We start from the raw sequence: 26,279 nt of genomic DNA, 5'->3' as shown, positions 1-26,279 counted from the left end.
AACGTGAAGTCCGCACAAAGTCTTGGGAGCTGAAAGACTTGGCGAGTGCACGGCCGAGACTGCCCGCATTTTGGCAATGACGGGACCTTGCGGGCCCCGCGCCATTGTCGGAAACCGCTTTCAGCAATAATCGATCGGATGGTTCGTGGACCGGAGGAATGTTGCGGTGAAGACAATGGCCCGAGCCCGGACGATGGGCATATTGCTGCTGCTTGCCGTTTCGTCGGGAAGCGCCGCCGCTTACGCGCAGACGGGTGCTGCTCAAGCACCCGACCCGTCTGGCTTCGCGAGCGGCGCGGATGTCCAACGCCAGGTCGTCCAGATGCTCGGCGAAATGAAAGCCGATCAGGGGTTCATGTGGAGGCCGTTGGTCCGCGACGGCGCGACCGTGGCGGCGATCGAGATATGGAGGAAGCCGGGCCGCCCCGCGCTTCACCCGGCCGAGGCCGAATACGCGATCGTGCTGGAGGGCTCCGGCACGCTGGTTTCCGGGGGCACGATGGCCGATCCAAAGGCCAGCAAACCCAATTTGGTGGAGGGAAGCCGGATCGAGGGCGGCAACTCACGGACACTGGGTCCGGGCGACGTCATCCTGATCCCCGCGGGTGTGCCGCATTTTTTCGACATCACGGGCGATCGGCTGGTGCTGCTCGGAATCAAATTGCCCGGCGCGAAATGACCGATCCGGCGCCGGCGCCTTGATGATGGGGCCGGAGGGACAATCCGGGGTCGCGTCGGCGCTCAGCGCTGGGCGAGCGCGGCGTCGCTGGCGAGCTTGTCGGCGCGCTCGTTGTCGGGGTGGCCGGCATGGCCCTTGACCCAGACCCATTCGACCCGGTGCGGCTTCGCTGCGGCGAGCAGCCCCTGCCACAAATCGGCATTCTTGACCGGCTTTCTGTCCGAGGTCCTCCAGCCGTTCTTCAGCCAGCCATGGATCCACTTGGTCAGGCCGTCCATCACGTAGCGGCTGTCGGTCGACAGCGTGACGCGGCAGGGCCGCTTGAGCGCGTTGAGGCCCTGGATCGCGGCCATCAGCTCCATGCGGTTGTTGGTGGTGTGCGGCTCGCCGCCCGACAATTCCTTCTCGGTGCCGCCCATCCGCAGGACCGCCCCCCAGCCGCCGCGTCCCGGATTACCCTTGCACGCGCCATCAGTGGCGATCTCGACATGTTGCAGTTCGGTCATGCGAAAAGCGCGTTGCCGTTCGCTGCGTAGAAGTCCAGCCGGCGCAGATAGGCGAGCGGATCTTTCCTGGTGACGAGCGCGTCGGCGGGGGTGTTGAGCCAGTCCCAGGCGCGCGTGAGGAAGAAGCGCAGCGCCGCGCCCTCGGCGAGGATCGGCAGCGCGGCGCGCTCGGCATCGGTCAGCCCGAAGCTGGCGGCATAGCCTTCGACCAGGGCGGTGCCGACCGCGGGATCGAATGTCTCGCCCTTCGCGTCGAATGCCCAGGCGCCGTGCATCACCGCGAGGTCATAGGCGCGGATGTCGGTGCAGGCGAAATAGAAGTCGATCAGCCCGGTCACGCGATTGCCCAGCATCAGAACATTGTCGGGGAACAGATCGGCGTGGATCGCGCCGCGCGGCAGGTCGCTCGGCCAGCCGGCGAGAATCGTGTCGAGCGCCTTGCCGGCACGGTCGTAGAGCCCGGGCGCGATCGTATCGAGATCGCGGCCGCACCGCTCGAACAGCGGGCGCCATGCCGCGACTCCCATCGAGTTGGGTCGATCGCGCGCGAAATCGGCGCTCGCCTTGTGCATCTTGCCCATCGCCTCGGCGGCGGCGCGCGCCTGCAGCGGAGTCGGATGCGAGACCGAGACGCCCGAGAGGAACTGGATCAGACAGGCCGGCCGGCCTTCGAGCGCGTGGATCAGCGTGCCGTCGCGATCGGGGACCGCCGGCGGCACCGGCAGGCCGCGCTCGGCGAGATGATCGAGCAGCGCCATGAAATAAGGCAGGTCGTCCGCCGCGACGCGCTTCTCGTAGAGCGTCAGGATGAAGCGGCTCTTGCTGGTGTCGACGAGATAGTTGGAGTTCTCCACGCCCTCGGCGATGCCCTTGGCGGATACCAGTTCGCCGACGTCGAACTTCGCGAGGAAATCCGAAAGCGCCTCGGCCGAAACCTGTGTGTAGACCGCCAACCAAACCCCCTCTTCGTCATCCCCGCGAACGCAGCGACCCATCCCCTGGACGCGCCACGCTTACAAGCGCAGTTGTACTTGAGGCCGCCATAGCGGGCAGCGGGACGCGGGTCAGGCCGCCTCGAGGCCGCGCGGCAGCTTGAAGGCGATGTTCTCGGCGATCGTCTCGACTTCGCGCTCGGCGACCGCGAAGCGCGTGCCGAGCCGATCGACGACTTCGCGCACCAGCAGTTCGGGGGCCGAGGCGCCGGCGGTGAGCCCCACCCTGGTAACGCCCTCGAACCACGCGAAATCGATGTCGTCGGCGCGCTGGATCAGCGTCGCGCAGGTGCCCTCGCGCACCGCGACCTCGACCAGCCGCATCGAGTTGGACGATTTGGGCGAGCCGATCACCAGCACCAGATCGACCTGGCCGGACAGCGCCTTCACAGCGCTCTGGCGATTCGAGGTGGCGTAGCAGATGTCGTCGGCGCCGGGGGCGAGGATTGTCGGAAAGCGCCGCTTGAGCACCGCGAGCACCGCGGCGGTATCGTCGACCGACAGCGTCGTCTGGGTGAGGAAGGCAAGGTTGCCGGCGTCGGCGACCGCGACCTGCTCGGCATCGGGGACCGTCTCGATCAGCGTCATCGCGCCTGCGGGCACCTGCCCGAACGTGCCGATCACCTCGGGATGGCCGGCATGGCCGATGAAGAGGATGTGCCGCCCGGCGGCGACCAGCCGCTCGGCCTGGCGGTGGACCTTGGAGACGAGCGGGCAGGTGGCGTCGAGATAGGAGAGGCCGCGCTCGGCCGCCTTGGCGGGGACGGCCTTGGGAACGCCATGCGCAGAGAACACCACCGGCACGCCGTCGGGCACCTGATCGAGCTCCTCGACGAAGATCGCGCCCTTCGCCTTGAGGCTGTCGACGACATATTTGTTGTGGACGATCTCGTGCCGCACATAGACCGGCGCGCCGTATTTCTCGATCGCCAGCTCGACGATGCGGATGGCGCGATCGACTCCGGCGCAGAAGCCGCGCGGCGCGGCGATGAGCAGTTCGAGCGGCGGTTTGGCGGGCGCTTCCATGACAGGCCGCGCTCTACGCGATTGCTTGCGCGCGCGAAAGGCGGTTCCTATGGTGCGCGCCGTTTCCGGGCCACGCGCATGCGCGGCCCGTTGTTCCGTCTGAAAGGTGTACCGCCCGTGTCGCTCGCCAAGCTCGCCGTCCCCGCCCTGATCCTGCTGGCCGCCGGCGGCTGCTCCCGCACCGGCGAGATCGCCGAGGGCGGCATCACCGCGGTGCGCTCGGCCTGTCCGCATATCGGCGTCCCCGCCGGCACCGGCGACGTCACGTTGTTCAACCCGGCGAACAGCCGCGAGGCGAGCGCGATCGACGTGACCGCCGCGCTCACCAACCTCCAGTCGACCTGCGACGAGACCGGCGCGCAGGTGCTGAGCACCGTCAGCTTCGACGTGCTCGCCCGCCGCGCCCAGCCGGGCGCCGCCCGCGACGTGACCTTCCCCTATTTCGTCACGGTGGTGCGCGGCGGCACCTCGGTGACCGCCAAGCGGATCGGCCAGGTGACCGTGCACTTCGCCGAGGGACAGATCCGCGCCCAGGCGCATGCGCAGGGCAGCGCCAATATCGATCGCAGCGCGGCGACCCTACCCGAGGAGGTGCGCCGGCGGCTGACCGAGAAGCGCAAGGCGGGCGATCAGGCTGCGGCGATGGACCCGCTCGCCGATCCGTCGGTGCGCTCGGCGGTGCTCGCATCGACCTTCGAGGTGTTGGTCGGCTTCCAGCTCACCGAGGATCAGCTCAAGTACAACGTCACGCGCTAAGCATCCGATTCCCCTCCCGTGCAGGGAGGGGCGCAGGGAATGGCCGGTAGTTTCGCGATTGACTCGAATCATCCCCCCGGCCAAGGCTCGCCGCGTCGATTCCGGGCAACCGGTTTGGGCACGCGCGGGAGAGTGACGGTCCTTCGAGGGCCGTCCGCCGAAGGAGCAACCGCCCCGGAATCTCTCAGGCATCAGGGACCGCGCGTGCTGTGACACTCTGGAAAGCGCTGCCGAGGAGGCGGCCACCGAAGGGGTAACCCCGGGCGCGATCCCGGGGGAAAGCTCTCAGGTTCCGTGACAGAGGGGGCGAGCGATTGGCCGCACGCGTGCGGAGCAATGTCTCGTTTACCCCGCGCGGAGTGCACCGGAATGAGCGACCATCAGATCGAAGACGGCGAAGAGACGCTGGAGCTGCAGCAGCTTCCGCTCGACAGCTGGCACCGCGCGCGCGGCGGGCGGATGGTGCCGTTCGCGGGCTATGAGATGCCCGTCCAATATGAAGGCATCATGGCCGAGCATCTGTGGACGCGCGATCATGCCGGGTTGTTCGACGTCAGCCATATGGGCCAGCTGCTCTTCTCGGGCCCGCAAGTCGACGCGCAGCTGGAGACGCTGCTGCCGGGCGACATCAAGGGGTTGGGCGAGGGGCGGATGCGCTATTCGCTGCTGCTCGCCGAGAATGGCGGCATCCATGACGATCTGATGGTCACCCGGCTGCCTGGCGGGAACGGCTTCGAGACCGAGGCGGGCGACCTCTACATGGTCGTCAACGGCGCGTGCAAATGGGACGATATCGGCGTGTTCCGCGAGCTGCTGCCCGACGAGGTCGGCATCAGCCATCTCGACGAGCAGGCGCTGCTCGCGCTGCAGGGCCCCGAGGCGGTGAATGCCCTCGAGCGCATCGTTCCGGGTGTCGCGAGCCTCGTCGTCATGACCGCCGCGGCGTTCGAGTGGAACGGCAATCCGCTCTGGGTCAGCCGATCGGGCTATACTGGCGAGGACGGCTTTGAAATCTCGCTTCCGGGTGAGGCGGCCGAAGCCTTCGCCGAGGCGCTCTGCGCGCAGCCCGAGGTCAAGCCGATCGGGCTCGGCGCGCGCGATTCGCTGCGGCTCGAGGCGGGCCTGCCGCTCTACGGGCACGATCTCGATCTCGAGACCACGCCGGTCGCCGCCGATCTCGGCTTCGCGCTGTCGAAGCGTCGCCGCGAGGAAGGCGGCTTCCCCGGCCATGCCCGGATCATCGCCGAGCGCGAGGGCGCCGCGATCGTCAAGCGCGTCGGGCTGATCGTCGAGGGCCGCCAGCCGGTACGCGAGGGCGCGGCGGTGGTCGATGCCGACGGCACCGAGGTCGGCAAGGTGACCAGCGGCGGGTTCGCGCCGTCGGTCCAGAAGCCGATCGCGATGGCCTATGTCCCGGTCGCGCTCGCCGCGCCCGGCACCCGCATCACGCTCGCCCAGCGCGGCAAAGTCCATCACGCGGAGGTCGTCCCGATGCCCTTCGTCCCCCATCGCTACGTCAGAAAGGGAAACTGACCCATGAGCCGTTATTTCACTGAAGATCATGAGTGGATCCAGGTCGACGGCGAAGTCGCGACCGTGGGCATCACCGATTACGCGCAGAGCCAGCTGGGCGACATCGTGTTCGTCGAGACTCCCGAAGCGGGCAAGACCGTCTCCAAGGGAGACGACGCCGCGGTGGTCGAGAGCGTCAAGGCCGCGTCGGACGTCTACGCGCCGGTCGCCGGCACGGTGATCGAAGGCAATGCCGCGCTCGCCGACAACCCCGCGCTGGTCAACGAAGACCCCGAGGGCGAGGGCTGGTTCTTCAAGCTGACGCTCGCCGATGCCGGCGAAGTGAGCAGCCTGATGGACGAGGCCGCGTACAAGGACTTCGTGAGCAAGCTCTGACTTCTGCTCCCCTCCCTGCAAGGGAGGGGCCGGGGTTGGGTGCGAGCGAAGCGAGCCCTTCCTGCACCATCCCCAAAAAGCGACGCCGGAGGCATCGAGCCTCCGTCGCCGCTACCCACCCCCGACCCCTCCCTGAAAGGGAGGGGGGAGACGTTTCGATGCGCTACCTTCCCCTTACCCAGTCCGACCGTCAGGCGATGCTCGCCACGATCGGCGCCAAGTCGGTCGACGACCTGTTCGTCGACGTGCCCGCCGCGGCGCAGCTCGACGGCCCGATCCATGGCCTGCCGCTCCACGCGAGCGAGCTCGCCGTCGAGCGCCACATGTCGGCGCTGGCGAAGAAGAACCTCGCCGCGGGCGACGTGCCGTTCTTCCTCGGGGCAGGGGCTTATCGGCACCATGTGCCGGCGTCGGTGGATCACATCATCCAGCGCGGCGAGTTCCTGACCGCGTACACGCCGTACCAGCCCGAGATCGCTCAGGGCACGCTGCAGGTGATGTTCGAGTTCCAGACCCAGGTCGCACGGCTGCTCGGCTGCGACGTGGCGAACGCGTCGATGTACGACGGCTCGACCGCGTGCTGGGAAGCGATCGTGATGGCGCGTCGTGTGACCAAGCGCGGCAAGGCGATCCTCTCGGGCGGGCTCCACCCGCATTACGTGTCGGTCGCCAACACGATGGCGAAGTTCACCGGCGATCAGCTGGTCACCTCGCTGCCGACCTTCTCGCCCGAGCCCGACACGCTCGACCTGATCAACCAGATCGACGACGACACCAGCTGCGTCGTGGTCCAATATCCCGACATCCTCGGCCGGATCGAGGACATGAGCGCGCTCGCCGAGGCGTGCCGCGCGAAGAAGGCGCTGCTGATCGCGGTGGTCACCGAGCCGGTGGCGCTGGGGGCGATCAAGTCACCCGGCGAGATGGGCGCCGACATCGTCGTCGGCGAGGGCCAGTCGATTGGCGTCGGGCTCCAGTTCGGCGGGCCCTATGTCGGGCTGTTCGCCTGTTCGGACAAATTGGTTCGCCAGATGCCGGGCCGGCTCTGCGGCGAGACCGTCGATGCCGAGGGCAAGCGCGGCTTCGTGCTGACGCTGTCGACGCGCGAGCAACATATCCGTCGCGAGAAGGCGACGTCGAACATCTGCACCAGCTCGGTGCTCTGCGCGCTGGCGATGTCGGCGCACATGACCCTGCTGGGCGAAGCCGGCCTGCGCCGCCTTGCCGAGATCAATCATGTCGCGGCGAGCGCCGCTGCCGACCGGCTGGCCGAAGTCGATGGCGTCGAGCTGGTCACCGATCGCTTCTTCAACGAGTTCACGCTGAAGCTGTCGAAGGAAGCGCGCCCGGTCGTCCGTGCGCTCGCGGACAAGGGCATCCTTGCGGGCGTGTCGCTCGGCCGGCTCTATCCGGGTGCGGCCGAACTCCAGAACGGCCTGATCGTCGCAGTCACCGAAACCACCACTGAGGAGGACGTCGAGACGCTTGCCTCCGCGCTCGAGGAGGCGCTGGCATGAGCAACATCAACCAGTCGGGCTGGCGCCCCACCACCCCGCAGGCAGGCGAAGCTTCGGGCGGGACCTTCACCGGCAACCGTGCGCTGATGCTCGAAGAGCCGCTGATCTTCGAGATCGGATCGACCGAGACGACTGGGGTGGATTTCGGCGAGGCGCCGTCGGGCAAGTCGCGGCTGGGCGGGCTCGAGCGTTCGCGCACGATCGGGCTTCCCGGCCTGTCCGAGCCCGAGGCGGTGCGGCATTACACCCGCCTCAGCCGCCAGAATTACGCGATCGACCTCGGGCTGTTCCCGCTCGGCTCGTGCACGATGAAGCATAACCCGCGGCTCAACGAGCGGATGGCGCGGCTTCCCGGTTTCGCCGATCTCCACCCGCTCACGCCGGTCGATGCCTGCCAGGGCGCGTTCGAAGTGATCCACCAGCTCGCGCACTGGCTGGTGACGCTGACCGGCATGCATTCGGTGGCGATGAGCCCCAAGGCCGGCGCGCATGGCGAGCTGTGCGGCGTGCTGGCGATTCGCGCGGCGCTCGACGCCAAGGGGCAGCAGGCGCGGAAAGTGCTGCTGGTTCCCGAGAGCGCGCACGGCACCAACCCGGCCACCGCGGCATTCGCGGGCTTCTCGGTCGAGGACATTCCGGCGACCGAGGCCGGCCGGGTGAACCTCGAAGCGCTCAAGGCGCGGCTGGGGCCGGACGTGGCGGGGGTGATGATCACCAACCCGAACACCTGCGGGCTGTTCGAGCCCGACATGCGCGAGATTTCCGAGGCGGTCCACGCGGCGGGCGGCTTCGTCTATTGCGACGGGGCGAACTTCAACGCGATCGTCGGCCGGGTGCGCCCGGGCGATCTCGGCATCGATGCGATGCACATCAATTTGCACAAGACCTTCTCGACTCCGCATGGCGGCGGCGGGCCGGGCTCGGGGCCGGTGGTGTTCTCGGAAGCGCTGACGCCCTATGCGCCGCTGCCGTTCGTCGAGAAGCAGGGCGAGCAGTTCGTGCTGGTCGAGGAAGAGACCGCGGGCGAGCATCACGCGTCGAGCTTCGGCCGGATGGTCGCGTTCCACGGCCAGATGGGGATGTTCACCCGGGCGCTGACCTATATCCTCAGCCACGGCGCGGACGGGCTGCGCCAGGTCGCCGAGGATTCGGTGCTCAACGCCAATTACATCCTGCGCTCGATGGAGGATGTGCTCGACGCGCCTTTCGCCAAATCGGGTCCGTGCATGCACGAGGCGATCTTCAGCGATAAGGGATTGCCCGAGGGATTCTCGACGATCGACGTGGCCAAGGGGCTGATCGACGAGGGCTTCCATCCGATGACGGTATATTTCCCCCTCGTCGTACATGGTGCAATGCTGGTAGAGCCCACCGAAACCGAATCGAAGGCGACGCTGGATCAGTTCATCGGCGCCTTCCGTTCGGTTGCAGCGCGGGCGCGGAACGGCGACCCGACGGTCAAGACCGCGCCGCATCATGCGCCGCGCCGGCGTCTCGACGAGACGCTTGCGGCGCGCAAGCCGGTCCTTGTCTGGAAAGCGCCCGTACGGGCAGAGGCGGCCGAGTGAGCCGCTGAGGAGTTTTGAGTAGAGAATGAGTTACAACGATACGTTCAACGATCGCGCCAATCGCTCGGCTGAGGCCAAGAAGAAGGCGCTCGAGATGCTCAAGGCGAAGCCCAAGCTGAGCGAGGCCGAACTGGCCGAGCGCAAGGCCGCACGCCTCGCCCGCGAAAAGGCCGAGGCCGATGCCCGCGCGGCGAAGCTGGCATCGATCGAGGCCGACAAGGCTGCGGTCGAAAAGGCCAAGGCCGATGCCGAGGCGGCGAAGCTCGCCGCCGAGCGCGAAGCCGCCAACAAGGCTGCAGCCGAGAAGGCCGAAAAGGCCGCCGCGGCCGAAGCGGCGCGCGCCAAGCTGGCGGCGTCCTTCATGCTGGGTGGCAACGACAGCCGCTATCCGGCGCGCAAGGGCAAGAGCAAGGCCTGAGCCCGGGCTTGCACGGCCCGCCGCTTTCGGGAAGATCATGGGCATGAACCCCGCCCATGCTCCCTCCGATTGGGTTCGCTATGCGATTCCCGTCGCCGTCATCGCTGTGGTCATGGCGTTTCGCCTGCGCAGCGTCGGACGCGCGCGTCCGCTCAAGATCGAGCGGCTCTGGATCGTCCCCGCACTCTATATCGTGATCGCGACCGTGACCTTCCAGGCGCACCCGCCGATCGGGCTGGCCTGGCTCTGGTGCCTCGCCGCGCTCGCCGCCGGGATCGGACTGGGCTGGCAGCGCGGACGGATGATGCGGATCGAGGTCGATCCCGAGACGCATGCGATCTCGCAACGCACCTCGCCGGCGGCGTTGCTGCTGATCCTCGGGCTGATCGTGGTGCGCAGCGCCGCGCGCAACACCGCGCAATTCGGCGGCCCGGCGCTCGACGTGATGACCGTCACCGACGTGCTGATCGCGTTCGCGCTGGGGCTGCTCGCGACGCAGCGGCTCGAAATGTGGCTGCGCGCCCGCCGGCTGCTCGCAGCGGCGCGCGCGCTGTGAGCGCGCGGCGCCACGCCCCCGCGACCGCGCGCAACCGCGAGCCGATCGCCGCCGTCCTCGCCGAGGCGCTGCCGGCGCACGGCACCGTGCTCGAAATAGCGAGCGGCAGCGGCGAGCATTGCGCCTTCTTCGCCGAACGCTTCTCCGGATTGCGCTGGCAGCCGAGCGATCCTGATGCGGATGCGCTCGCCTCGATCGCCGATTGGTGCGCCGGGCTGGCCAATGTGGCGCCGCCGGTGGCGCTCGATGCGGCGCAGCCCGACTGGCCGATCGCCGCTGCCGACGCGATCCTCTGCGTCAACATGGTTCATATCAGCCCATGGGAGGCGACTCTCGGGCTGATGGCGGGGGCAGGGCGGCTGCTCGCACCGGGCGCGCCGTTGATCCTCTACGGCCCCTATCGTCAGCAGGGCGTGCCGACCGCCGAATCGAACGAGGCGTTCGACGTCTCGCTCAAGGGGCGCAACCCTGCCTGGGGGCTGCGCCATGTCGCGGACGTCTCCGCCGCCGCGCTGGCGCAGGGGCTCCGGCTCGAGCGGATCGTGCCGATGCCGGCGAACAATCTCAGCCTCGTGCTGCGGCGCTCATGAGGTCGCCGCGTCGGTGACGCTCTCGGTCTGGCGCAGATGGAGCACGCGCTCGCGCCAGACGATGTAGAGCCCGCTCGCGATGATGATCGGCGCGCCGATCCACGTCCAGGGCGTCGGCCATGCGCCGAAGATCAGCCACCCGTAGAAGGTGCCCCAGATCAGGCTCGAATAGTCCATCGGAATCACGGTGGCGACGGGCGCGAAGCGCACCGAGGCGGTGAGCGCGAGCTGGGCGACGCCGCCGACCAGCCCGATCGCGACGAGGTTCGCCCAGGTCAACCAGTCGTGCGACTGGAGCTGGAAGCTGTAGACGAGGCCGAGCGGCGGCAGCGACAGCACCGAGAACCAGAACACCGTGGTGCCGGCGCTCTCGGTCTTGCCGATCTGCCTGAGCGTGATCGCGACGATCGCGACGAACAGCGCCGCCATCAGCCCGACAAAGGCGCCGAACAGCGGGAATTGGCCGCTGCCCGGCTGGGCGACGACGAGCACGCCGACGAACCCGACGACCACCGCGCCCCAGCGGTGCCAGCCAGTCTTCTCGCGCAGCACCAGCGCGCCGAGCAGCGTCGCGAAAATCGGCACGGTGAAGTTGAGCGTCGTCGCCTCGGCGAGCGGCAGCAGCAGCACCGCGCCGAAGGTGAACACCATCCCGGTAAGCCCGATCGCGGTGCGCGTGACATGCGCGCCGAAACGCTGCGTGCGGATCGAGCCGAGCCCGGGCCCGATCATGATCCACGCCGTGACGATCGGCACGGCCCAGAGCTGGCGGTGGAACATCGTCTCGGCCAGCGTCGCGCCGCGCGTCTCGGCGAGCTTGATCAGCGCAGACATGGTCGACAGGCAGGCAACCGCGAAGAGGCGCAGCGCAAGGCCGGCGAAGATGCGTTCGTCTCTGGCGGGCATCGCGTTGCGCTAGGCGTTGCGGGAAGCGTTCACAAGCAGGGAATGGCCCTTATTTCAGACGCTTCTGGAGGATAAGCCATGCCGCGACGCGGTCCGACTGCTCGGCCGGCAATGTGCCGATCGCGTCGATCAGCCATTTGCCGACGGCGCATTGCTGCGCAGGTGCTGCACGCACCCAGAGCCCGGGTGTGCTGAAAACCTCGAGATCCCTGTCGTCCATACCCTGTTTTCGCATCGCGGCGACCAGCGCTTCCGCATCGCGCGGCGCGAGCGCGGCCCCCACCTTGCGCTTCACCGGCTGATCGCGCCCCGCGGCGGCGCCCCGCCACTGGGCGACGCCCATTTCGGCGAGCGCGATCCGGGCCTCCGGCGAAAGGACTTCGCCCGGCCCGAAACCGCGCATGATGTAGCGGGCGCAGAGCGTCAGATCGTCGGTCTCGAGGGCCGCGAGCATGCGCGATTCGGCGGCGGTGTACGCCGCGAGCTCGGCATGCGGCGCCTGGGCGAGCTCAGGGAGATGCGCGAGCGCGGCGTTGCGCATCAACTGGAAGGTCTCGACGTGCAGCGATGCCGGCGCCGCGCCGCGGCGGGCGCTCTCCGAGACGGCGATCCGGATCTTCGCATAATCCTCGGGATAGCTTTCCTGCATCGCCTCGATCATCGCGGCCGAATCGGGGTCCGCGGTCAGCGCCGTGTCGACCGCCTCGGGCGAGGTGCGCTTCGCGAAGCCGGTTTTGGCGAAATAGACCGCTGCGGTCACGCCGCCCGCGGTCAGCGCCAGAAACAGCAGAATCCCGAGCGCCACTGCCCAGAGCGGGTCTCCCCCGCGCGATCGTTCTGTCATGTGAATTCCCCCTCGAACCGCGGGTTAGACCATCGCCGACGCGGCCGCGCAAGCGCGCCGCCTTGACCGGCGGGGCATTGGCGCTAGTGCCCGGAGCATGATCAAGCACGCTCTCAACGTCACCCGCGAAGCCGATTTCGCGGCATGGTACCAAGCCGTCATCTCGGAGGCCGATCTGGCCGAGGAGAGCGGCGTGCGCGGATGCATGGTCATCCGGCCATGGGGTTACGGCATCTGGGAGCGCATCCAGCGCCTGCTCGACGATCGCATCAAGGCGACCGGCCATGAGAATTGTTATTTCCCGCTGTTCATTCCGCTCTCCTATTTCGAGAAGGAGGCCGAGCATGTCGACGGCTTCGCCAAGGAGATGGCGGTCGTCACGCATCACCGGCTGGTCCAGAAGGACGGCAAGCTCGTCCCCGATCCCGAGGCGAAGCTCGAAGAGCCGCTCGTCGTGCGCCCGACCTCGGAGACGGTGATCGGCGCGGCCTTCTCACGCTGGGTCCAGAGCTGGCGCGACTTGCCGGTGCTGATCAACCAATGGGCGAACGTGGTGCGCTGGGAGATGCGCACGCGGATGTTCCTGCGCACCAGCGAGTTCCTCTGGCAGGAAGGCCATACCGCGCACGCCAGCGAGGCCGAGGCGCGCGAAGAGACGCTCAAGATGCTCGAAGTCTATCGCAGCTTCGCCGAGGACTGCCTCGCGATGCCGGTGGTCGCGGGCGAGAAGCCCGAGAATGAGCGCTTCCCGGGCGCGGTCTCGACCTACAGCATCGAGGCGATGATGCAGGACGGCAAGGCGCTCCAGGCGGGCACCAGCCACTTCCTCGGCACCACGTTCAGCAGCGCGCAGAACATCCGCTTCCAGAACGCCGAGGGCGAGCTTGAGCTGGCCCAGACGACGAGCTGGGGCGTCTCGACCCGGATGATCGGCGGCGTGATCATGGTCCATGGCGACGATGACGGGCTGCGCGTGCCGCCGCGGATCGCGCCGTGGCAGATCGTGATCGTGCCGATGCTGCGCGATCAGCCCGAGGATCAGGCGATCGTCGATTATTGCAAGAACCTCCAGCAGCAGCTGTCGGTGCTCAGCGTGTTCGGCGAGCCGGTGCGCGCGCTGCTCGATCTGCGTCCCGCCAAGGCGGCGACCAAGCGCTGGGGCTGGGTCAAGAAGGGCGCGCCGATCGTGATCGAGGTCGGCGGGCGCGACGTCGCCGGCGCGAACGTCTCGGTGATCCGCCGCGACCGGCTCTATCGCGAGGACGGCAAGCTCGACAGCGCGATCGTCGCGCAGGCGCAGTTCGTCGACGAGGCGACGCAGATGCTGGAGAGCATCCAGCACGCGCTGCACAGCCAGGCGCGCGAGCGGATGGATGCCAACATCACACGCGGCATCACCGATTTCGCCGACCTGGAAAAGGCGTTCGACGGCGCGAAGCCGGGCTGGGTCGAAGTCAATTGGTCGAAGCCGGGCGGGGCCGAGCTCGACAAGGTCGTCGAGCGGCTCAAGGCATTGAAGCTCACCTTCCGCAACGTGCCGGGCGATGCTGCGGCGGCGGAAGGCGCGTGCATTTTCACCGGCGCGCCCGCGGTCGAGCGGATTTTGGTCGCGCGTGCATATTGAGGGGCACCACTTTACACCAGCATCGTCACCCCGGTCTTGTACCGGGGTCCACTGCGCCGCGCAGGCTGACTTCGCACCTCTTGACCACCGCTCGCCTCGCGGTGGACCCCGGCACAAGGCCGGGGTGACGGAGTAGGGAAGATGCGCACGCTCTTCTCCACCCTGCTCTATGAGCAGCCGCTCGGCGACGCCGCGCTGATCGAGGAGCTCGAGGCCTCGTGCCTCCAGCTCGCCGAGGACGATGTGGCGGGGCGGCGCTGGGCGAAGGCGCATGGCTATCCGGGCTATACCAGCTACGCCTCGCTCGACGATCTGCCGATCCGCGATCCGGCGTTCGCCGATCTCAAGCGGCTGCTCGACCGGCATGTCGCGTCGTTCGCTGCGGCCTGCGGGTTCGAGCTCGGCGGCAAGAAGCTCAAGCTCGACAGCCTCTGGGCGAACGTGCTCGACGGCAAGGGCGGGCACAGCGCGCACATCCATCCGCACAGCGTGGTCTCGGGCACCGCCTACATCGCGCTGCCGCCGGGATCGCGCGGGCTCAAGCTCGAGGATCCGCGCCACGCGATGATGATGGCGGCGCCGCCGCGGCGCCCCGACGCGCCGGAAAGCCTGCAGAGCTTCATCGAGGTCGTGCCCGAGCCGGGCACGGTGCTGCTCTGGGAAAGCTGGCTGCGTCACGAAGTTCCGGCGGGATCGGGCAAGGGCAAAAGGATCAGCGTGAGCTTCAATTATCGCTGGTAGCGGGGAGGGGTGATGATCGATCGACGGACGGTGCTCGCTGGCGCGCTGGTGCTTCCCGTCGCCGCGCGAGCGCAGAACGAACGCTGGGACGCGATCGTCGATCCGCGCACCGGCACGCTCGGCAAGGCGCTCGAAGCCGCCGCCGCGGCGGGCGGGCGGCCCTTCCGCATCCTCGTCCGCGAAGGCGTGCTGATCGAGAAGCTGACGATCGCCGTGCCCAATGTCACGATCGTCGGCAGCGGGCGCGGCACGGTGCTCAGCTTCGGCACCTATGCCGGTCTCAAGCATCCCGACGGCAACAATTGGGGCACCGGCCGCACCGGCACGCTGACCGTCTCGGCGCCCGGCGCGACGCTGCGCAACCTCACCATCCGCAACAGCTTCGACTATGTCGGCGCGAAGCGCGACAATGCCGGCAACGGCGCGCAGGCAGTGGCGCTGGTGATCGGGCGCGAGGCCGATCGAACGCTGGTCGAGCGTTGCTGGCTCGAAGGCTATCAGGACACGCTCTACGTCCAGGCGCGCGCGCGCATCGCCGATTGCCGGATCGTCGGCGGCGTCGATTTCATCTTCGGCGGCGCGCCGGCGTGGTTCGAGCGCTGCGAGATCGTGACGCGCTATGTGCCGGGCGCCGGGGAGTTCGGCTTCCTCACCGCGCCGAGCACGCCGCTGGCGCAGCAATTCGGGCTCGTCTTCTCCCGCTGCCGCCTGACCCGCGAGCCCGGCGTGCCGGCGCGTTCGACCTGGCTCGGACGGCCGTGGCGTGCCGGCGGCAACATGGACCTGACCGGGCAATCGGTGTTCCTCGATTGCTGGATGGATGCGCACATCAAGCGCGAGGGCTGGACGTGGATGGGCTATAAGGGCCCCGACGGCGAGCGCCGCCAGCTGACCCCGCAAGAGGCGCGGCTGTTCGAACATGCCAGCCGCGGGCCCGGCGCGGGCCCGGCCTCGCCGATGCGGCGGATGCTGAGCGCGGCCGACGCGGCGCGCTTCACGCGCGCGAACGTGCTTGGCGACTGGGACGGATCGGGCGGCTGAGGCTCGGAGGGCTCAGCAGATCACGAGAGTCAGCGAGCGCATCAGGCTGCGCTCGATCGGCGCATCGAAGCGGCAGCCGATGTGATCGCCATTGTTCCACACCACGGTGGCCGGGATCGGCAGGCTGTCCTTGAGGCGCAGCCAGACGCGCTCGCCTTCGGGATGCTCGGCGGTACAGGCGAGGCGGCAGCCATAGACCGAGAGATCGCGCAGGATCGCCTCGACCGAGCCATTGCCCTGCTTGCGGACGGTGGCGCGGGTGACGGTGATGCGATGCCGCGGCTCGCTGCGCTGCTCGACGAGCGCAGGCCCCACTGTCCGGAATTGCGATAGCCGCGTCGCCATAACCCTCCTGCCCCCGCAGAACTGCTAGGGGCGGAGTTATCAACAAATGGTTAAGCGAATGTTGCGGTCCACCACCGGGCAAAGGCGTCGCGCTCGGCCGCGTCCAGATGCAGCCCCAATTTGGAGCGGCGGAACAGCGCGTCCTCGGGGGTGCGCGCCCATTCGCGATCGTGCATCCAGCGCGCCTCGACTTCGGTCAGCCCCGCGCCGAACGCCGCGCCCATGCCCGCCTCGTCACGCACGTCGCGGAGCATCTCGCCGAGCAACGTGCCATAGCCATGCGCCATCCGCCGCGCGCGGTCGGCGCCGAGAAAGGGCCAGCGGGCCAGCACATGCGCGCAATGCAGCTCGAAATCGGCGATCATCCCGCCAGGAAAGGCGCGCGCCCTTGTCCGGCAGCGCGGTTCGATGCCGAGCAGCGAACTCATCTTCTCCATCGCCTCTTCGGCGAGCGCGCGCGCGGTGGTGATCTTGCCGCCGAAGACCGAGAGCAAAGGCGGTCCTTCGGTGTCGAGCTCGAGGACATAGTCGCGGGTCACCGCCTGCGCCTTGGCCGCGCCGTCGTCATGGAGCGGGCGCACGCCGGACCAGTTCCACACGACGTCGCCGGGCGCGATCTGGCGGGTGAAATAGCGGTTCACCGCGTCGCAGAGATATTGGACTTCCTCTTGCGAACAATTCGCATCTTCGGGGCGCTCGACCGGAACGTCGGTGGTGCCGATCTCGGTGAAACCGCCCTCATAGGGGATGGCGAAGACGATGCGGCGGTCGGGTTGCTGCAGGATATAGGCGTGCTCGCCCTCGAACAGCCTGGGCACGACGATATGGCTGCCTTTGACCAGACGGACCTGCGAATGAGTCGCAACAGGCGTGTTATCGATAATCGTTCGCACCCATGGACCGGCCGCGTTGACCAGCGCGCGCGCCTCGACGGTGCGTCCGTCGGACAGGTCGACTTGCCACATGTCGCCGGTTCGCCTCGCGGCGCGAAATTCGGTGCGCGTGGCGATCTCGGCATCGTGCGCGGCGGCGTCGAGCGCGTTGGCGAGGGTCAGCCGCGAATCGTCGACCCACGCGTCCGAATAGACGAAGCCGCGATGATCTCCCGCGAGCGGATCGGTGAACGCGGTGTCGCTGGCGTGCAGGCTGCGCGAGCGTGGCAGCGCGGATTTGCCGGCGAGCCGATCGTAGAGCCACAGCCCGGCGCGGACCACCCACCACGGGCGCAGCGCATGCGCGTGCGGCAGCACGAAGGTCATCGGGCGGATCAGATGCGGCGCGGCGGTCAGCAGCCGCTCGCGTTCGTGCAGCCCCTCATGGACGAGGCGGAACTCGTAAGTCTCGAGATAGCGCAGCCCGCCATGGATCAGCTTGGTCGAGGCAGAGGAGGTATGGCTGGCGAGATCGTCCTTCTCGACGAGCAGGACCTTGAGGCCGGCGAGCGACGCCTCGCGGGCGATGGCGCAACCGTTGATGCCGCCGCCGATGATCAGAAGGTCGTAAGGCACGATGCCAGTTACGCAGTTGGACAAGCCGCCGCGAGTCCCTATCTTCGGATTCAATGACAAAACCAAAACGAAGAGCAGGTCTGCCCACGCGTGAGCAGATCCTCGATTTCATTTCCACATCCACTACCCCCGCCGGCAAGCGCGAGATCGCCAAGGCTTTCGGGCTTTCGGCGCAGGACAAGATTGCGCTCAAGGCGCTTCTCAGGGACATGGCCGACGAGGGGCTGATCGACAGCGCCCCCGGCCGCGCCTTCCACAAGATGGGCGGGGTGCCCAAGGTGACCGTGCTGCGGATCACCGACGCCGATGGCGACACGATTTGGGCGGTGCCCGAGCGCTGGGAGGCCGAGGGCATCCCGGTACCGCGGCTGCGCGTGCGCGAGCAACGCGGCAAGCGCTCGGCGCTCGGCATCGGCGATCGCATCCTCGCGCGCACCGAAGAGGCCGGCAACGGTTGGATCGCGCACCCGATGAAGAAGCTCGCCGGCGGCGAGGAGCAGATGCTCGGCGTCGTCCACGAAGAGGGCGGGCGGCTCTATCTCCACGGCGTCGAGAAGAAGGAACGACGCAGCTATCCGATCTCCGAGCGCAACGGCGCCGAGCCGGGCGATCTCGTCCTCGCCAACAAGGCGGGCAAGCCGCCGCGGATCTTCGCGCATGTCGTCCAGCGGCTCGGCGATCCGTTCGCCCCGCGCAGCTTCTCGCTGATCGCGATCCATCGTCACGGCATCCCCAATGTCTTTTCCGACGAGCTGCTCGCCGAGGCCGAGCGCATCGCGAAGCAGCCGCTCGGCGAGCGCGAGGATTTGCGCCACCTTCCGATCGTCGCGATCGATCCCGCCGATGCGCGCGACCATGACGACGCGGTCTGGGCCGCGCCCGACGACGATGCCGGCAACGAAGGCGGCTGGAAGGCCGTGGTCGCGATCGCCGATGTCAGCTTCTACGTTCGCCCCGGCTCGCAGCTCGATCGCGAGGCGCGCAAGCGCGGCAACTCGGTCTATTTCCCCGATCGCGTCGTGCCGATGCTGCCCGAGATCCTCTCGGCCGAGGTCTGCTCGCTCAAGGAAGGCGAGGACCGTGCGGCGCTGGCCTGCCACCTGCAGGTCGGCAAGCATGGCGAGCTCAAGAGCTGGCGGTTCAGCCGCGCGGTGGTCAGCCTCGCGGCGAACATCGCCTATGACGACGCGCAGACGATCATCGACGGGCCGGAAAGCGCGCGCGCATTGCTCGACGATCGCTTCGCCCCGGGCGGCGAGAAGCGCGATGCGATCGAGCCGGCGCTTCGCCACCTCTGGGACTGCTGGCGCGCGCTCAACAAGGCGCGCGCCAAGCGCGAGCCGCTCGACCTCGACTTGCCCGAGCGGCGGATCATGCTCGACGAGATGGGTCGGATCCTCTCGGTCGCGCCGCGCGAGCGGCTCGACGCGCACAAGCTGATCGAGGATTACATGATCGCGGCCAATGTCGCCGCGGCCAAGGCGCTCGAGGCGAAGAAGGCGCCGGTGATGTACCGCGTCCACGAGCCGCCGGCGCGCGAGAAGCTCGTCGCGCTCAAGGAATATCTCAAGACCTTCGATCTCGAATTCGCGCTGGGTCAGGTGATCCGGCCGGCGACGTTCAACCATATCCTCGAGCGGGTCGGCGAGGCGGACTTCCGCGACGAAGTGATGCAGCAGGTGCTGCGCAGCCAGACCCAGGCCTATTACGGCCCCGAAAATGCCGGGCATTTCGGTCTGTCGCTCGGCAGCTACGCGCATTTCACCTCGCCGATCCGCCGCTATGCCGATCTGATCGTGCACCGTTCGCTGGTCGACGCGTACCGGCTCGGGCCGGGCGGGCTCACCCCCGAGGAGGCGGGGTCGATGGACCGGATCGGCGAGAGCATCAGCCAGCTGGAGCGCCGTGCGATGGAGGCCGAGCGCGAGACGATCGACCGCTATGTCGCCGCCTATCTCGCCAATCATGTCGGCGAAGTGATGGAGGCGCGGATCACCGGCGTGCAGAATTTCGGCTTCTTCGCGACGATCGAAGGCATCGGCGGCGACGGGCTGGTGCCGGTGCGCGATCTCGGCACCGAATATTTCCGCTACGACGAGGCGAGCCAGCAGCTGATCGGCGACGATACGGGGACGAGCTTCGCGCTCGGCCAGCGCCTGCCGTTGCGCCTCGTCGAGGCCAATCCGGTGTCGGGCGCGCTGCGCTACGAGCTGCCCGACGGCAAGGGCTCGGGGTCGAGCGGCGGCGCCCGCGACGAACGCCGCGGCCCGGGAGGCCCGCGCGGGCCGAAGCGCGAGATCAAGCGCCGCGGCCGCCCGGCCAACATCCGGCATCAAGGGCGCAAGCGATAAGCCGTTGAGCGTGCGCCGATTCCGTGCCAGCCTGTGGGCAGGCTAGGGGGAGCACGCCATGATCGCAGCGTCACCGGTTCCATCCATCGTCGCGGGTCTCGTCATGCGCGCCCGGCGCAGGATCGCCTCGCATTTCTTCGTGCATCACGCGACCAGCGCGGAGGACGCGGTCGCCTATGCGCCGCAAAACCATATCGAGCAGCGCCAGTTCGAGAAGATGCAGGGCAGGGGCGTGGTTCGCGAGGCCGGTGCGGGGCGCTACTGGCTGGACACCGCCGCCTGGCAGGCCGAGAGCGACGCGCGCCGGCGCCGGCTGATCCCGATCATCCTGCTGCTCGTGCTGATCGGCGCGGCGATCCCGCTGTTCTTCTACAAGGGCTGATCCCACGTCGTCATCCCCGCAAGCGGGGATGACGAGACGCGCTATTCGATCGCGAAGGTCAGCCCGGCATGCGCCTCGAGCCGCTTCTTGAGCGGCTCGGCCATCAGCGCGCCGGGAGTCCAGATGCCGCCTTCGCCCTGAACGTCGCGGATCAGGCAGAGCGCGCTCTCGGCGATCATCTTGCAGGTCGAGCCATAGCCGGGGTCGCGATCGCCCTTCACCGATGCGGTCAGCCGCTCGCCCGAGGGCATCTCGGCAATGAAGGCGATGTCGTAGAAGCCGGTGTCGCGCTCCTCCTTGCTCGGGCCTTCGCCGGGGGCGGGGCCCTTGTCCGAATTCATCGGGTTCATCTTCGCGATCGCCTCGGCGGCGGCCTTGCCCATCTCGCCGAGCCCCGGCGCGACCATCATCTCGTCATATTGGAAGTCCGCGCCATAGGGATGGCCGGCGAGGAAGTTGGTGCGGTGGACGTTCTTGGTGTTGATCACCGCCATCATGAACGGCGCGACCCAGCCGCCCACCGCCTCGTCATATTCGGGCAGCACGCCCTTGGGCTGGCTCGGCCCCGCGAAACCCGGGGTCAGCGCGAACGGATCGATCAGCGCCTTGAACACCGCCGGATCCTTCATCGCCGCAGCGGCGGTCGCCTTGCCGCTGGCGAAGGTGCCGCCCGAGAAGGTGCCCTTCATCGCGCGGACGCGGCCCTTCACCCGCGGCGCGGGCTTGCCGAACTTCGCGATCGCCGCCTGCTGCACGGTCCAGACGCCGAGATCGAACGGGATCGAATCGAACCCGCACGAGAAGACGATCCGCGCGCCGCTCGCCTTGGCCGCGTCCTGATATTTGCCGATCATGTCGCGCATGAAATTGGGCTCGCCGCACAGGTCGACATAAGCGGTGCCGGTCTCGACACAGGCCGCGAGCAGGGGCTCGCCGTGGAGCGTGTAGGGGCCGACCGTGGTGATCATCACGCGCGCCCGGGCCACCAGCGCGGCGAGCGCGGCGGGATCGTCGGCATTGGCGGTGAGCAGGGGCGTATCGGCGGGCGCGCCGATCGCGTCGCGGACTTCCTGCAGCTTGGTCAGCGAGCGGCCGGCCATCGCCCATGCGACGTCCGGATAGTGCGCCGCGAGATATTCGGCGACCAGCCGGCCGGTGAAGCCGGTCGCGCCATAGACGATGATATCGAACTCGCGGTCGGCCATTTCTCTCTCCATAGCGTCGGCTTGCCGCAGCACCCCGGCGCTGCCGCTTTGACCATACCCGATATTCTGAAATTTAGCGGAGCGCCAGCCCGTGCGCGCGCCGGACGCGGCGAGGGCGCGAAGCCTCTATAAAGGAGTGAACGCCAGAGATCCCCCGCGGCGACCGGAACAGCAGCAATATGAGCTTCGGAACCTTCATCGCGCCGTACGAGACCGCGCAGGACATCGCCGCGCTCGAGGCGCGGCTGCAGGGTCATATCGGCTGCGGCTATCGTGCGGTCTGGGGAAGCCGGGCGTTTCTCGGCCAGAACCGCATCTACGACCGCATCGTCGCGAAGATCGAGAGCCTCGACCTCGCCTATGAGGATCAGTGCTCGACCGAATATTATTTCGACCTCGTGCGCACGCTGCGCGACTTCAACGGCCAGTTCGATCGCGTCGTCGAAGTGGGCGTGTTCATGGGCGGCTCGACCGCCTATCTCGCCGGCTGCGCCGAGCCATTCGACTTCGACATCGATCTCGTCGACGTCAGCGCCTCCTATCTGCGCTTCGCCTACGAGCGCGCGCGGCGGATGTACCCCGAAGCCGCGAAGCGCATCCGCCTGTTCCACGGCGACTTGCCGACCTATGTCCGCGAAGTGATGCTCGCGGAGACCGATCGCCGCTCGATCGTCCATCACGATGGCTGCCACGAGTTCAACCAGGTCGTGAAGGACATGGGCGCGCTCTCCTATGTCCAGCAGAGCCTGCTCGCGGTGATCGCGCAGGACACGCATCTGCGCGGCTCGGCGAAATATCTGAACTTCGTCGATCTGGCGCTCTATGCGGTGTTCGGCACCGATCTCAAATTCGCGCCGATCGGTAAGGTTCTCGGCGAGCATGATCCGCTGACGCGGCCCGACCAGTATCACGGCAATTTCTTCATGGCCGGCGCGCCCGAGGGGTTGGTGCTGCCGATGGCGGCGAACCGCTTCGTCTATCCGCACCCCGCGCACAAGCTCGAGGATCTGCTGCCGAGCGAAGCGGAAATCGCCAAGGTCCTGGCCTTTTACGGCGACGACAATGCGGAGCATTGGACCGCCGCCGACGCCGCCTGACCGCGATCGTCCTGCCGCGAGGCGCCGGCCGATGCCCGGCGGAGGCGCTGCTCAGGCCTCGTTGAACTGCAGCGCGGCGAGCCGTGCGTAGAGACCGTTGGCGCCGACCAACTCGGCATGGTTGCCGGTCTCGACGATGCGGCCTTCGTCCATCACGATGATCCGGTCCGCCGCGCGCACGGTGGCGAGCCGGTGCGCGATCACCAAAGTGGTGCGGTTCGCCATCAGCCGCTCGAGCGCGTCCTGGACGAGCCGCTCGCTCTCGGCGTCGAGCGCCGAGGTCGCCTCGTCGAGCAACAGGATCGGGGCGTCGCGGAGCAGCGCGCGCGCGATCGCGATGCGCTGGCGCTGGCCGCCCGAAAGGCGCGCGCCGCCTTCGCCGAGAAAGGTCTCGAGCCCCTGCGGCAGCTCGCGCAGAAACTCGGCGGCGTTGGCCGCCTCGGCTGCGGCCCAGATCGCCGCGTCGCTCGCGTCCCACGCGCCGTAACGCAGATTGTCGCGCGCGCTGGCGGCGAAGATCACCGTCTCCTGCGGCACGATCGCCATGCGGCCGCGGATCTCGGCGGGATCGGCCTGGCGGATGTCGATGCCGTCGACACGGACGCAGCCCGTGTCGGGATCGTAGAAGCGCTGCAGCAGCTGGAAGAGCGTCGATTTGCCCGCGCCGGAAGGGCCGACCACCGCGACGGTCTCGCCCGGGCGCACGTCGAGCGAGAAGTCGGCCAACGCCGATACTTCGGGGCGCGTCGGGTAGCGGAAGGTCACGCTCTCGAACCCCACTGCGCCCTGCGGCGGCTGGGGCAACGGCACCGGGTTCGCCGGCGCGGCGATGTCGGGCTCCTCGCGCAGCAGCTCGGCGAGCCGGCTGGCGGCGCCCGAGCCGCGCAGCAGCTCGCCATAGACTTCGGTGAGCGCGCCGAACGATCCGGTGACGAGCCCGGCGGTGATCACGAACGCCGTGATCGCACCGCCCGAAATGCGGCCCTCGGCGACGCCGTACACCGCGTCCCACATGATCAGCGTGATCGCGGTGAAGAGCAGCCCGATCACCGCGGCGGTCATCACCGCGCGCAGGCCGAAGCGGCGCTGCGCCGCGGCGAAGCTGCGCGAGACCGCGCCTTCGAAGCGCTGGGCCTCGCGCTTCTCCTGCCCGAAAGCCTGGACGATGCGCATCGCGCCGAGCGTCTCGGAGGCGATCGCGCCGATATCGGCGACCCGGTCCTGGCTCGAGCGCGACAGCGAACGCACCCGGCCGCCCAGCCAGACGATCGGCAGCACGATCAGCGGGATTCCGACGATCAGATAGGCGGCGATCTTGGGCGCGAGCGTGAACAGATAGATGATCCCGCCCACGCCGGTGAGCAGGTTCCTCAGCGCAGTCGAGACGGTGTTGCCGACCACCATCTCGACGATCGCGGTATCCGAGGTCAGCCGCGAGGCGATCTCTGACGGGCGGTTTTCCTCGAACCATTTGGGCGGGAGGCGCAGCAGGTTGCGATGCACCGCCATGCGCATGTCGGCGACGGTGCGCTCGCCGACCCACGAGACGAAGAAGAAGCGCACCGCGGTGGCCACCGCGAGCGCGAGGACGACGAGCAGCAGCCCCTGGAAATAGACGCCGATCTTGCTGGTGTCGGCGCCCTGGGCGAAACCGTTGTCGACGATCTGCTTGAAGGTCCGCGGGATCCACAGCGTCGCCAGCGACGAGGCGACCAGCGCCAGCGTCGCCACCGCGAGCTGGAGCGGATAGCGGCGGGTGAAGCTCCAGATGACGAGCAGATTGCTGAGCTTGCGCCGCGGTTGCGGAACGGGCGCAGGCGGTACGGTTTCGGCCATGGCGCGCGGACTAGCGTGAATGGGCGGGGAGGGGAACCTCTCTTGCTCCCGCTCCCGCCGGGAGCGGGAAGGGGCCGGCTTGCGAAGCGAGTGGGAAGGGTGAGGGCAGCTTGCTCAAGTTTCTGCCCTCACCCTTCCGCCGGCTGCGCCGGTTCCCTCCCTCTCCCGACGGGAGAGGGAGTTGGGAACTCGTCTCATATTTGGAAGATTTGGTATGACAACGTTGCACCGCCCCGGGGCGCGCTATATTGATAAGACAAGTCGCCGCCGTTCCAACGGGTGACGGTGGAAGGAATGCAATGCTCTACGACGCCTACGAGATTCAGCGCTCCCTGCTTGCCGGCGCCAGTGCCTGGGCCAATTTCTCGGCCGGGCTGCTCAACAATCCGGCCAATCCCTTCGCCTATTTCGGCGGCGGTCCGGTGCTCGCCTCGGCGCTCGAGGTGTTCGCCCATGCCGCCGCGCCGCGCGGCAAGCCGAATTTCGGGCTCGATTTCACCACGATCGACGGCAAGCAGGTCGAGGTCCGCGAGGAGATCGTGCTGCGCAAGCCGTTCGGCCAGCTCAAGCGCTTCGTGCGGCAGGGCGTGGAGGGCGGCCCCAGGCTGCTGATCGTGGCCCCGATGTCGGGTCACTACGCCACGCTGCTGCGCGGCACGGTCGAGCGGATGCTGCCGGTCGCCGATGTCTACATCACCGATTGGCGCGACGCGAAGCTGGTCCCGCTCGCCGACGGCCGCTTCGACCTCGACGACTATATCGACTATCTAACCGAGTTTCTCGCCTTTATCGGCAAGGACGGCGATCCGCGCGCGCATGTGCTCGCAGTGTGCCAGCCTTCGGTGCCGGCCTTCGCGACCGCGGCGCTGATGAGCGCCGACAAGCATCCCAACCGCCCGAAGACGCTCACCATGATGGGCGGCCCGATCGACACGCGCGAGGCGCCGACCGCGGTCAACACGCTGGCGACCGAACGGCCGCACGCCTGGTTCGAGCAGAACGTCATCGCGACGATCCCGGTCACCTATCCGGGCGCGGGCCGGAAAGTCTATCCCGGCTTCCTGCAGCTTGCGGGGTTCATGACGATGAACCTCGGCAGCCACATGATCAGCCATTGGGAGATGTTCAAGCATCTCGTCCAGGGCGATGACGAGGGCGCTGAATCGACGATGTCCTTCTACGAGGAATATCGCTCGGTCTGCGACATGACCGCCGAATTCTACCTCCAGACGATCGACGTGGTGTTCCAGAGCCACGCGCTCCCGAAGGGCGAGATGCTCCATCGCGGCCGCCGGGTCGATCCTTCGGCGATCACCGACGTCGCGATCCTCGCGATCGAGGGCGAGCGCGACGACATCTCGGGGCTCGGCCAGACCAGGGCCGCGCTGACCATCGCCGACAAGCTGCCGGCGAAGCTCAAGCAATATCACATGGCGCCGGCCGTGGGCCATTACGGCATCTTCAACGGCTCGAAATGGCGGACGAAGATCGCGCCGGTGCTCGAGCAGTGGATCGCCGCGCACGATTGAGCCGCGGCGCGCTGCTCAGCCGTGCTGATAGCCGAGCGCGGTGAAGGTGCTGCTCAGCCAGAACCACGAAAGGCCGGCGCTGATCGCGACCACCGCCATCAGCGCCCAGCCCGCCGGAGTCAGCGTCTGCCGCGCGACGTCGCGGTAGGGCCAGCGCGCGCCGCCGATCAGCAGGAACAGCCCGAAGACGATCAGCAGCGGCACGATCGCGAAGATCGTCGTCTGGTAGCGCACCTCGGGCGCGTGCGCCCGCGCCGCCTCGAGCGGCAGCCAGATCTCGTGCCACGCCATGGCAACGCCCAGCACAAGCGCCAACAGCCCGCCAAGGCGGTTCCGCAGATCGTGACTCATCGT

Annotated in this window: 26 protein-coding genes and 1 riboswitch; of the genes, 16 read left to right on the top strand and 10 right to left on the bottom strand. The window is 68.1% G+C overall.

The genetic code is table 11. From position 1 onward, the window contains the following. Nucleotides 1-193 precede the first annotated feature (193 nt). Complete coding sequence (locus E5A74_RS09480; protein WP_206365820.1) at nucleotides 194-679, top strand: cupin domain-containing protein; 486 nt, start codon at nucleotides 194-196, stop codon at nucleotides 677-679. A 62-nt stretch (nucleotides 680-741) separates the two neighbouring features. Here the strand turns inward: E5A74_RS09480 and rnhA are convergent, their stop codons facing one another. The 3 genes from rnhA to ispH all read right to left on the bottom strand — a co-directional run bounded on the left by rnhA (nucleotide 742) and on the right by ispH (nucleotide 3,203). After that, nucleotides 742-1,185 (bottom strand): ribonuclease HI, encoded by a 444-nt coding sequence (gene rnhA / locus E5A74_RS09475; protein ID WP_135984155.1) that lies wholly within the window; start codon nucleotides 1,183-1,185, stop codon nucleotides 742-744. After that, a complete protein-coding gene (gene thrB / locus E5A74_RS09470; protein ID WP_135984153.1) occupies nucleotides 1,182-2,138 on the bottom strand; it encodes a homoserine kinase in 957 nt (318 codons plus the stop codon). Before thrB ends, rnhA begins: the two co-directional genes overlap by 4 nt. A 111-nt stretch (nucleotides 2,139-2,249) precedes the next feature. Then, nucleotides 2,250-3,203 carry a 4-hydroxy-3-methylbut-2-enyl diphosphate reductase gene (gene ispH, locus E5A74_RS09465; RefSeq protein ID WP_135984151.1) on the bottom strand — a complete coding sequence of 318 codons (954 nt, stop codon included), beginning with the start codon at nucleotides 3,201-3,203 and terminating at the stop codon, nucleotides 2,250-2,252. A gap of 117 nt (nucleotides 3,204-3,320) precedes the next feature. On the opposite strand from ispH, the gene E5A74_RS09460 reads away from it, so the two are divergent. The 8 genes from E5A74_RS09460 (at nucleotide 3,321) to E5A74_RS09425 (ending at nucleotide 10,516) form a co-directional block, all read left to right on the top strand. Continuing rightward, nucleotides 3,321-3,959 carry a hypothetical protein gene (locus E5A74_RS09460; RefSeq protein WP_206365819.1) on the top strand — a complete coding sequence of 213 codons (639 nt, stop codon included), beginning with the start codon at nucleotides 3,321-3,323 and terminating at the stop codon, nucleotides 3,957-3,959. Between the two features lie 115 nt (nucleotides 3,960-4,074). Continuing rightward, a riboswitch (glycine riboswitch) is annotated at nucleotides 4,075-4,170 on the top strand. A gap of 158 nt (nucleotides 4,171-4,328) precedes the next feature. Next, entirely contained in the window at nucleotides 4,329-5,492 is a 1,164-nt protein-coding gene (gene gcvT / locus E5A74_RS09455) for a glycine cleavage system aminomethyltransferase GcvT (RefSeq protein ID WP_135984149.1), read from the top strand. Nucleotides 5,493-5,495: 3 nt separating this feature from the next. After that, entirely contained in the window at nucleotides 5,496-5,867 is a 372-nt protein-coding gene (gene gcvH / locus E5A74_RS09450) for a glycine cleavage system protein GcvH (RefSeq protein WP_135984147.1), read from the top strand. 158 nt (nucleotides 5,868-6,025) lie between these two features. Then, the gene (gcvPA, locus tag E5A74_RS09445) at nucleotides 6,026-7,384 is read left to right on the top strand and encodes an aminomethyl-transferring glycine dehydrogenase subunit GcvPA (protein WP_135984145.1); all 1,359 of its coding nucleotides are present in this window, start codon (nucleotides 6,026-6,028) and stop codon (nucleotides 7,382-7,384) included. Further along, on the top strand, nucleotides 7,381-8,952 hold the full coding sequence (gcvPB, locus tag E5A74_RS09440) for an aminomethyl-transferring glycine dehydrogenase subunit GcvPB (RefSeq protein ID WP_135984143.1): 1,572 nt from the start codon (nucleotides 7,381-7,383) through the stop codon (nucleotides 8,950-8,952). Before gcvPA ends, gcvPB begins: the two co-directional genes overlap by 4 nt. A gap of 25 nt (nucleotides 8,953-8,977) precedes the next feature. Beyond that, nucleotides 8,978-9,370: a hypothetical protein gene (locus tag E5A74_RS09435; protein ID WP_206365818.1), complete on the top strand. Its 393-nt coding sequence runs from the start codon at nucleotides 8,978-8,980 to the stop codon at nucleotides 9,368-9,370. 37 nt (nucleotides 9,371-9,407) lie between these two features. After that, on the top strand, nucleotides 9,408-9,926 hold the full coding sequence (locus E5A74_RS09430; RefSeq protein WP_240699749.1) for a CcdC protein domain-containing protein: 519 nt from the start codon (nucleotides 9,408-9,410) through the stop codon (nucleotides 9,924-9,926). Then, nucleotides 9,923-10,516, top strand: coding sequence for a DUF938 domain-containing protein (locus E5A74_RS09425; RefSeq protein ID WP_135984139.1), 594 nt, complete (start codon nucleotides 9,923-9,925; stop codon nucleotides 10,514-10,516). Before E5A74_RS09430 ends, E5A74_RS09425 begins: the two co-directional genes overlap by 4 nt. On the opposite strand, the gene E5A74_RS09420 is transcribed toward E5A74_RS09425, so the two are convergent. After that, complete coding sequence (locus tag E5A74_RS09420; protein ID WP_135984137.1) at nucleotides 10,511-11,422, bottom strand: DMT family transporter; 912 nt, start codon at nucleotides 11,420-11,422, stop codon at nucleotides 10,511-10,513. The genes E5A74_RS09425 and E5A74_RS09420 overlap by 6 nt on opposite strands. Nucleotides 11,423-11,471: 49 nt before the next feature. Beyond that, nucleotides 11,472-12,266 (bottom strand): hypothetical protein, encoded by a 795-nt coding sequence (locus tag E5A74_RS09415; RefSeq protein ID WP_135984135.1) that lies wholly within the window; start codon nucleotides 12,264-12,266, stop codon nucleotides 11,472-11,474. A gap of 97 nt (nucleotides 12,267-12,363) precedes the next feature. Between E5A74_RS09415 and proS the strand changes: the two genes are divergently transcribed. From proS to E5A74_RS09400, 3 genes are all read left to right on the top strand, one after another. Next, complete coding sequence (proS, locus tag E5A74_RS09410) at nucleotides 12,364-13,890, top strand: proline--tRNA ligase (protein ID WP_135984133.1); 1,527 nt, start codon at nucleotides 12,364-12,366, stop codon at nucleotides 13,888-13,890. Between the two features lie 141 nt (nucleotides 13,891-14,031). Beyond that, complete coding sequence (locus E5A74_RS09405) at nucleotides 14,032-14,631, top strand: TIGR02466 family protein (protein WP_135984131.1); 600 nt, start codon at nucleotides 14,032-14,034, stop codon at nucleotides 14,629-14,631. Between the two features lie 12 nt (nucleotides 14,632-14,643). Next, nucleotides 14,644-15,672, top strand: a complete 1,029-nt coding sequence (locus tag E5A74_RS09400; protein ID WP_135984129.1) for a pectinesterase family protein — start codon at nucleotides 14,644-14,646, stop codon at nucleotides 15,670-15,672. A 12-nt stretch (nucleotides 15,673-15,684) separates the two neighbouring features. On the opposite strand, the gene E5A74_RS09395 is transcribed toward E5A74_RS09400, so the two are convergent. Both E5A74_RS09395 and glpD read right to left on the bottom strand, forming a co-directional pair. Beyond that, on the bottom strand, nucleotides 15,685-15,987 hold the full coding sequence (locus tag E5A74_RS09395; RefSeq protein ID WP_166745714.1) for a PilZ domain-containing protein: 303 nt from the start codon (nucleotides 15,985-15,987) through the stop codon (nucleotides 15,685-15,687). Between the two features lie 80 nt (nucleotides 15,988-16,067). Then, nucleotides 16,068-17,525, bottom strand: a complete 1,458-nt coding sequence (glpD, locus tag E5A74_RS09390) for a glycerol-3-phosphate dehydrogenase (protein ID WP_135984125.1) — start codon at nucleotides 17,523-17,525, stop codon at nucleotides 16,068-16,070. Nucleotides 17,526-17,578: 53 nt separating this feature from the next. Between glpD and rnr the strand changes: the two genes are divergently transcribed. Beyond that, entirely contained in the window at nucleotides 17,579-19,876 is a 2,298-nt protein-coding gene (rnr, locus tag E5A74_RS09385) for a ribonuclease R (protein ID WP_135984123.1), read from the top strand. A gap of 58 nt (nucleotides 19,877-19,934) precedes the next feature. Beyond that, complete coding sequence (locus tag E5A74_RS09380) at nucleotides 19,935-20,258, top strand: hypothetical protein (RefSeq protein ID WP_135984121.1); 324 nt, start codon at nucleotides 19,935-19,937, stop codon at nucleotides 20,256-20,258. Nucleotides 20,259-20,299: 41 nt separating this feature from the next. On the opposite strand, the gene E5A74_RS09375 is transcribed toward E5A74_RS09380, so the two are convergent. Further along, nucleotides 20,300-21,463 carry a saccharopine dehydrogenase family protein gene (locus E5A74_RS09375; protein ID WP_135984119.1) on the bottom strand — a complete coding sequence of 388 codons (1,164 nt, stop codon included), beginning with the start codon at nucleotides 21,461-21,463 and terminating at the stop codon, nucleotides 20,300-20,302. Between the two features lie 179 nt (nucleotides 21,464-21,642). Here E5A74_RS09375 and E5A74_RS09370 point away from each other — a divergent pair, with 179 nt between their 5' ends. Then, nucleotides 21,643-22,560, top strand: a complete 918-nt coding sequence (locus tag E5A74_RS09370; protein ID WP_135984117.1) for a class I SAM-dependent methyltransferase — start codon at nucleotides 21,643-21,645, stop codon at nucleotides 22,558-22,560. Between the two features lie 51 nt (nucleotides 22,561-22,611). Here the strand turns inward: E5A74_RS09370 and E5A74_RS09365 are convergent, their stop codons facing one another. Next, nucleotides 22,612-24,396: an ABC transporter transmembrane domain-containing protein gene (locus E5A74_RS09365; protein ID WP_135984115.1), complete on the bottom strand. Its 1,785-nt coding sequence runs from the start codon at nucleotides 24,394-24,396 to the stop codon at nucleotides 22,612-22,614. A 299-nt stretch (nucleotides 24,397-24,695) separates the two neighbouring features. Here E5A74_RS09365 and E5A74_RS09360 point away from each other — a divergent pair, with 299 nt between their 5' ends. Next, nucleotides 24,696-25,925 carry a polyhydroxyalkanoate depolymerase gene (locus tag E5A74_RS09360; protein WP_135984114.1) on the top strand — a complete coding sequence of 410 codons (1,230 nt, stop codon included), beginning with the start codon at nucleotides 24,696-24,698 and terminating at the stop codon, nucleotides 25,923-25,925. Between the two features lie 15 nt (nucleotides 25,926-25,940). Here the strand turns inward: E5A74_RS09360 and E5A74_RS09355 are convergent, their stop codons facing one another. Then, the gene (locus tag E5A74_RS09355) at nucleotides 25,941-26,276 is read right to left on the bottom strand and encodes a hypothetical protein (RefSeq protein ID WP_135984112.1); all 336 of its coding nucleotides are present in this window, start codon (nucleotides 26,274-26,276) and stop codon (nucleotides 25,941-25,943) included. Nucleotides 26,277-26,279 lie beyond the last annotated feature (3 nt).

The sequence above is a fragment of the Sphingomonas naasensis genome (assembly GCF_004792695.1).
Lineage (GTDB): Bacteria > Pseudomonadota > Alphaproteobacteria > Sphingomonadales > Sphingomonadaceae > Sphingomonas > Sphingomonas naasensis.
The sequence above is the reverse complement of the archived record's forward strand: the minus strand, read 5'-3'. Positions and strand labels throughout refer to the sequence as shown.